Genomic DNA, 6,922 nt, shown 5'->3' with positions numbered 1-6,922 from the left:
CCCGCCGCAGGGGCCAGAGGCGACGCGCCTGCCGCGCGCCGCGGGCCCGACGCCTGCGCCGGCGCCACGCCGGACGCGGCGCCTCCGACAGCCGCGCCGGGCGGCCCCCCCCGGCGCCGGCGCCAGGGCGCAAGCGGCGCCCCCACCCCCCGGCTCAGCCAGTCGTTAGAGGCGCGGGTATGTGCGCGACGCAACGGTCGCAGGAGCTCCCGAAAGCCGATACGATGCGATCAACATACTGATAGTATTGTGAATATTCCGGATCATGGAGAGGGCGGCGTTTCCCGTGTGCGCGGTCCCGACCTTCGGCAGGCGTCGGAATGCGATTTTTCGAAAACAGGGTATTCACAAAGGCCCGGTTGCGCGCGATCATCCCTCATTCGCCTCAAGAGCGAAGCGCTGAACAACAGGCGTCCGCCAGACCGGACGCAAGGGAGGATCGCCAGATGCCGCTGACCCGCTCGTCCGGGACTCGTCCCGCCATGCGCCCACGCCAGGCCCTGCGCCTCAGCCGGCGGGCGCTCGGCGGCCTCGCCCTCGCCGCCGGCGCGGCGATGCTGGCCGCCGCTCCCTCCCCGCTGCCGGCGCAGGAGAACGGCGGCTCGATCACCGTGGGGCTCGAGACCGACATCCGCGGCTTCGACACCGTCGAGGGCGGCGTGCTGGGCCAGACCGGCGAGATCGTGATGCGCACGATCCAGGAGCCGCTGCTCGACTACGATCCCGACGCCAAGGAGGTGAAACCCCTGCTCGCCACCTCGTGGGAGGCGAACGCGGACCTCACCGAATACACCTTCAAGCTGCGCGAGGGCGTCAAGTTCCACGACGGCTCCGAGTTCACCGCCGAGGACGTCGCCGCCCACTACAACCGCATCCTCGATCCGGAGATGAAATCGCGCTCGCGCTCCTTCATCTCGGTGATCCAGGGGGCCGAGGCGCTGGATCGCTACACGGTGCGCTTCACGCTGGCCCACCCCTGGGGGGCCTTCCTGCCCTACCTGGCCGCGACCTCGATGTCGGGCCCGATCCCGGCGCGCGCCAACGTCGAGGCCGGCGAGCAGAACCGCCATCCCGTCGGCACCGGCCCGTTCGAGTTCGTCTCCTGGCTCGGCGGCGACCGCATCGTGGTCAAGCGGTTCGAGGACTACTGGGCCAAGGACGAGATCAACCTCGACGAGGTCGTGTTCCGCATCCTGCCCGACACCCAGACCCGCTTCGCCTCGCTGAAGTCGGGCGAGGTCGACGTGATCTGGACCGACCGCGGCCAGACCATCGTCAACGCCCAGAAGGACCCCGAGATCGTCTCCCTGCACACCGAGGGCGCGGGCGCCGAGATCCTGCTGCTCAACGCCCGCAACGCGCCGCTCGACGACGCGCGGGTGCGCCAGGCGGTCGCCCACGCCTTCAACCAGCCCGCCGCCGTCAAGATCATCTGGCAGAACACCAAGCCGGTGGCCGCGAGCCCCATGGGCGACAGCCACGACTGCGGCGAGGCCAAGCTGCGCGGCTACGACCCCGCCGCGGCCAAGGCGCTGGTCGAGGACTACGGCAAGCCGATCAAGCTGCGCATGGTGCACACCGCCACGCCGCGCGGCCGCGAGATCGGCGAGCTGATGCAGCAGATGACCAAGGCCGTGGGCATCGAGGTCGAGCTGATCCCCGTCGACCAGGGCACGCTGGTGCAGCGCGCCTTCGGCCGGGACTTCGACATCGTGGGCTGGCGCATCGCGGACGCGGCCGACGTGGGCCCGCAGCTCTATGCGCTGGCGCGCTCCGACAGCTCCTACAACCTCACCGGCTACAGCTCCCCCGAGCTCGACGACCTGGCGGAGCGGATGCGCACCGCCAGCGACATCGACGAGCGCTTCGAGCTGCAGTGCGCGATTGTGGCCGAGCTCAACGACCAGGCCGCCATGCTCTACTGGGGCGGAGGCTCGTTCCACGCCTTCACCACCCAGCGGGTGAAGGGCGTGCCGCCGCCCTACCGGGGCGCGGTCGACGTGACCCGCGCCTGGGTCGAGGAATGAGCGCGCGACCGGAGGGCTGAGCGATGCCTGCGCTGCTGCGCCGGGTCGGACGGCTGGCCGTGGTGCTGGCCGTCGTCACCCTGATCACCTTCCTGCTGGTGGCGGCCCTGCCCGGCGACGTGGCGCTCGACATCGCCGGCGCCGACGCGAGCCCGCAGGAAGTGGCCGAGATCCGGGCCGAGATCGGCCTGGATCGCCCGCTCGCCGTCCGCTACCTGGACTGGGTTTCGGGCATCGTCACCGGAGACTGGGGACAGTCTTGGCGGACCGGCGAGCGGGTCTGGGACGCCATCGCCCAGCGGGTTCCCGCCTCGCTGGAGCTGATGGTCCTGGCGCAGATCATCGCGGTGTCGCTGGCGATCCCGGCGGCGCTGCTCTGCGCCCGGGCGCCGGACGGGCGGGCGGACCGGATCATCGGGTTCCTGGCCTTCGGCTCGGTCTCGATGCCGTCCTTCATGACCGCGGTGCTGCTGATCCTGCTGTTCTCGCTGACGCTGGGCTGGCTGCCGGCCACGGGCTACGAGCCGCTGTCCGCGGGGCTGCGCGCCAACCTGGTCCCGATGATCCTGCCCGCGCTGAGCCTGGCGCTGGTCGAGTGGACCGCGCTGATGCGCACCCTGCGCGCCGAAATGATCGGGGTGCTTCAGGAGAACTACATCGCGCTGGCCCGCGCCAAGGGGATGAGCGACCGGCGCATCCTGGTGGCGCACGCGCTCCGGCCCTCGTCCTTCTCGATGATCACGCTGCTGGGGCTTCAGGTCGGGCGGCTGATGGGCGGCTCGATCATCATCGAGCAGATCTTCGGCATCCCCGGCGTCGGGCGGCTGCTGGTGACCTCGGTCTTCTCCAGGGACTTCATGATGATCCAGGGATGCGTGACCTTCTTTGCGCTCGCCTATGTGCTGGCCAACTTCTGCACCGACCTCGCCTATGCGCGGCTGGACCCCCGTGTCCGCAGCCTCGGCGGAAAGGCGGGCGCCCATGGCTGACGTCGCCGCCCCGATGCCCGTGGGGGCCGAGGACCGCCACGCGGCCGCCATCGCCGCCCATCGCCGTCGCCGACGCCTGGGGCCGATGTTCTGGATCCCCGCGGCCTGGCTGGCCGTCCTGATCGCCGCCGCCCTCGCCGCGTCGTGGCTCGGCCTCGCCCCGCCCGACGAGATCGACTGGATGGCGATCCAGGTCCCCCCGGGCGCCGAGGGCCACGTGCTGGGCACCGACGTGCTGGGGCGCGACATCCTTTCCCGCGTGATCCACGGGGCGCGGGTGTCGCTGACCGTGGGCTTCGCCGCGCCGGCCATCGGCGTGGGCATCGGCCTCGCGCTCGGCATGGCGGCAGGCTATTTCCGCGGCTGGGTGGACGAGGCCATCGGCATCCTGATCGACGCCTGGCTGGCGATCCCGGGGCTGGCGGTCCTGCTGCTGTTCTCGGCGGTGTTCGGCGGCTCGCTGTCGATGGTCTGCCTGTCGCTGGGGCTGCTGTTCATCCCCGCCGCCGCCCGCATCACCCGCGCCCAGACCCTGACCTACGCCAACCGCGAATTCGTGCTGGCCGCCCGCGCCATGGGCGCCTCGGACACCCGCATCCTGGCGCGCGAGATCCTGCCCAACATCATCTGGCCGCTGATGGCCTTCGTGATGATCGACATCCCCATCGCCATCGTGATCGAGGGGGCGCTGTCGTTCCTGGGCCTCTCGGTGAAGGCCCCGACCCCCTCCTGGGGCGGCATGATCGCCGAGGGGCGCGAGCATATCGAGGACAGCTCCTGGATCAGCCTGATCCCCACCGCGGTGATGTTCGTCACGGTGCTGAGCTTCAACCTCGCCGGCGACGTGATCCGCCGCCGCTTCGCCGACACCCGGGAGGCCGCGATATGAGCCTGCTGGAGGTCGAGCGCGCCGAGGTCGCCTTCCCCACCGGCCGCGGCCTGCTGACTGCGGTCGACGGGGTGTCGCTGAGCGTGGACGAGGGGCGGGTGCTGGGCATCGTGGGCGAGAGCGGTTCGGGCAAGTCCGTGCTCTCGCGCGCGATCATGGGCCTGTTGCCGCGCAGCGCCCGCACCGGGGCCGAGATGCAGGTGCGCCTCGGCGGCCGCGACCTGCGCGCGATGGCCGAGCGGGACCTGCGCCGCCTGCGCGGGCGCGAGATGGCGATGGTCTTCCAGGATCCGATGACCGCGCTGAACCCGGTGATGACGCTGGGCGACCAGATCGGCGAGAGCCTGCGCCTGCATCTCGGCATGGGCCGACGCCAGGCCCGCGACCGCTCGGTCGAGCTGCTGGCCGCCGTCGGCCTGCCGCAGCCCGCGACGCGGGTCGACCAGCATCCCCACCAGCTTTCGGGGGGGATGCGCCAGCGGGTCGCCATCGCCATCGCGCTGGCCTGCGACCCGCGGCTGCTGATCGCCGACGAGCCGACGACCGCCCTTGACGTCACCGTGCAGCACGGCATCCTCGACCTGCTGCAGCGCCAGTCGCGCGAGCGGGGGATGGCGATGATCCTGATCACCCACGACCTGGGCGTGGTCGCCGGGCGCGCCGACGAGGTGGCGGTGATGTACGCCGGAAGGGTGGTCGAGCAGGCCCCGACCCGCACGCTCTTCGCCGCGCCGACCATGCCCTACACCCGCGGCCTGCTCGCCTCGATCCCGCGGATCGAGGACGCCCCGGGCCGGCGGCTGGAGGCGATCGGCGGGCGGCCGCCCGACCTGGTGAACCCGCCCGCCGGCTGCGCCTTCGCGCCCCGCTGCGCGCTGGCCTCCGACCTCTGCCGCCGCCAGGCGCCGCCGCTGGAGGGCGAGGGCCCCGCCCGCTTCGCCTGCTGGCATCCCGCGATGGAGGCCGCCGAATGAACGCCCTGACCGAAACCCGCGCCGCGCGCCCCGCCACCGAGGGTTTCCTCGAGATCCGCGGCCTGAGCGTCGAGCATCCCCTGCGCGGGGGACGACGGGTTCACGCCGTCAGCGACCTCGACCTGAGCATCGCGAAGGGCGAGACCCTGGGCCTGGTGGGCGAGAGCGGCTGCGGAAAGTCCTCGGCCGCCCGCGCGATCCTGCAGTTGCCGCGGCCGACGCGGGGCTCGGTGCGGCTGGACGGGCAGGAGCTGACGGCCCTCTCGGGCGGGGCGCTGCGCCGGGCGCGGCGGCGCTTCCAGATGATCTTCCAGGATCCCATCGCCAGCCTGAACCCCCGCCGCACGGTGGCCGAGATCGTCTCCGCCCCGCTGGAGATCGCCGGCGAGGGCGACGCGCGGACCCGCCGCGAGACCGTGGAGGAAATGCTGGAGCTGGTCGGCCTCGACCCCCGCCACGCCATGGATCGGCGCCCGCACGAGTTCTCGGGCGGCCAGTGCCAGCGCATCTCCATCGCCCGCGCGCTGGCGCTGCGCCCGGACCTGCTGGTCTGCGACGAGCCGGTCAGCGCGCTCGACGTCTCGATCCAGGCGCAGATCCTGACCCTGCTCGCGGATCTCAAGGCGCGGTTCGGGCTGACCATGCTGTTCATCAGCCACGACCTGGCGGTGGTCAAGAACGTCTCCGACCGGGTGGCGGTGATGCACCTGGGCAAGCTGTGCGAGGAGGCGGGGGCCGAGGCGCTCTACCGCGATCCGGCCCATCCCTACACGCGCGTGCTGCTCTCGGCCGCGCCGCGCCCGGACCCCGACGCGATGCCCGAGCCGCTGCCGATGGTCGAGGGCGATCCCCCCTCGCCCATCGACCCGCCCTCGGGCTGCCGCTTCCGCACCCGCTGCCCCCGGGCGCAGGCCCTGTGCGCGGCCGAGGCGCCGCCCGTCCACGCCCGCGCCCCCGGCCACGGCGTCGCCTGCCATTTCCCGCTGGACTGACGCCGTCGCCGTAGGGCCCATTTCAATGCGCCGCGCCTCAGGCGGCCGCCCTGGCGCGGGAGGCGACGGCGGCGATGGCCTCGGCGATGCGCTCGTAGAGCTCCGCGGGCAGGTCGTGACCCATGCCGTCGATGGCCACCAGCTCGCAGCCGGGGATCGCCTCGGCCGTGGCCTTGCCGCCCTCGAATCGGACCAGCGGATCCTGCACGCCGTGGATCACCGTCGCCGGCAGGTCGAGCGCGGCCAGCTTCGCCGCCCGCCCGGGCGAGGCCATGATCGCCGCGTACTGCCGCGCGAACCCCTGCGGGCGCCAGGCGCGGCGGGCGTCGGCCAGCGCGCGGGCGTGGATCTCGTCCTCGGGCGCGGGATAGGCCGGCGAGCCGATGGCCCGCGAGGCCGCGACCGACAGCGCGAGGAACGTCTCGAGGTCGTCGTCGGGGTGCGGACGGGGCTTCGAGAGCGCCTCCAGCGCCGCGGGCGTGCCGGGGGGCAGGCCGGGCTCGGAGGTGGTGGACATGATCGAGGTCAGGGACAGCGCCTTCGCCCGGTGATCGCAGGCGACCAGCTGGGCGATCATGCCGCCCATCGACATGCCCATGATGTGGGCCGCCTCGATCCCCAGCGCGTCGAGCAGGCCGGCGCAGTCGGCGGCCATGTCCGAGAGGTAATAGGGCGCCTCGGGCCAGCGGCCGGCCTGGCGCTCGGCCGCGATGGCCTGCAGGTCGGGGACGCCGGCCTCGTCGAACCACTGGCTTAGGCCGACGTCGCGGTTGTCCATGGCGATCACCCGGAAGCCGCGGGCGGTCAGCGTGTCGAGGAACCCCTCGGGCCAGCGGATCATCTGCATCCCGAGGCCGCAGATCAGCAGCAGGGGCTCGCCGTCCTCGGGGCCATGGATCTCGTAGGTCAGGCGGATGCCGTTGGCGGTGGTCTGGGGCATGGGGCTCTCCTTGTCGGGCGGCGGCGCGGGCGGGTATTCCATATTTTTGCCCGGGTGAAAATACCTTTCCCCCGGATTCTGCGACGGCGCGGGCAGAAGCGGCTTTCGCCG

At 72.3% G+C, this 6,922-nt stretch carries 6 protein-coding genes; 5 read left to right on the top strand and 1 reads right to left on the bottom strand.

Annotated features, from left to right (window positions below; translation table 11 throughout):
- Nucleotides 1–482 precede the first annotated feature (482 nt).
- The 5 genes from AAC134_RS19605 to AAC134_RS19585 are packed head-to-tail and all read left to right on the top strand — an operon-like array spanning nucleotide 483 to nucleotide 5,871.
- Nucleotides 483–2,027 (top strand): ABC transporter substrate-binding protein, encoded by a 1,545-nt coding sequence (locus AAC134_RS19605; protein ID WP_339950821.1) that lies wholly within the window; start codon nucleotides 483–485, stop codon nucleotides 2,025–2,027.
- A 23-nt stretch (nucleotides 2,028–2,050) separates the two neighbouring features.
- Nucleotides 2,051–3,016 carry an ABC transporter permease gene (locus tag AAC134_RS19600; protein ID WP_339950820.1) on the top strand — a complete coding sequence of 322 codons (966 nt, stop codon included), beginning with the start codon at nucleotides 2,051–2,053 and terminating at the stop codon, nucleotides 3,014–3,016.
- Nucleotides 3,009–3,905: an ABC transporter permease gene (locus AAC134_RS19595; protein ID WP_339950819.1), complete on the top strand. Its 897-nt coding sequence runs from the start codon at nucleotides 3,009–3,011 to the stop codon at nucleotides 3,903–3,905. Before AAC134_RS19600 ends, AAC134_RS19595 begins: the two co-directional genes overlap by 8 nt.
- Entirely contained in the window at nucleotides 3,902–4,879 is a 978-nt protein-coding gene (locus tag AAC134_RS19590; RefSeq protein ID WP_339950818.1) for an ABC transporter ATP-binding protein, read from the top strand. The genes AAC134_RS19595 and AAC134_RS19590 overlap by 4 nt, the downstream gene beginning before the upstream one ends.
- The gene (locus AAC134_RS19585; RefSeq protein ID WP_339950817.1) at nucleotides 4,876–5,871 is read left to right on the top strand and encodes an ABC transporter ATP-binding protein; all 996 of its coding nucleotides are present in this window, start codon (nucleotides 4,876–4,878) and stop codon (nucleotides 5,869–5,871) included. Before AAC134_RS19590 ends, AAC134_RS19585 begins: the two co-directional genes overlap by 4 nt.
- 37 nt (nucleotides 5,872–5,908) lie before the next feature.
- Here the strand turns inward: AAC134_RS19585 and AAC134_RS19580 are convergent, their stop codons facing one another.
- Nucleotides 5,909–6,811 carry an alpha/beta hydrolase gene (locus AAC134_RS19580; RefSeq protein ID WP_339950816.1) on the bottom strand — a complete coding sequence of 301 codons (903 nt, stop codon included), beginning with the start codon at nucleotides 6,809–6,811 and terminating at the stop codon, nucleotides 5,909–5,911.
- Nucleotides 6,812–6,922: the final 111 nt, after the last annotated feature.

This window comes from uncultured Albimonas sp. (genome assembly GCF_963977235.1).
Taxonomy (GTDB): Bacteria; Pseudomonadota; Alphaproteobacteria; order Rhodobacterales; family Rhodobacteraceae; genus Albimonas.
Note: the sequence above shows the minus strand (reverse complement) of the source record. Positions and strands in the feature narration are given on the sequence as shown.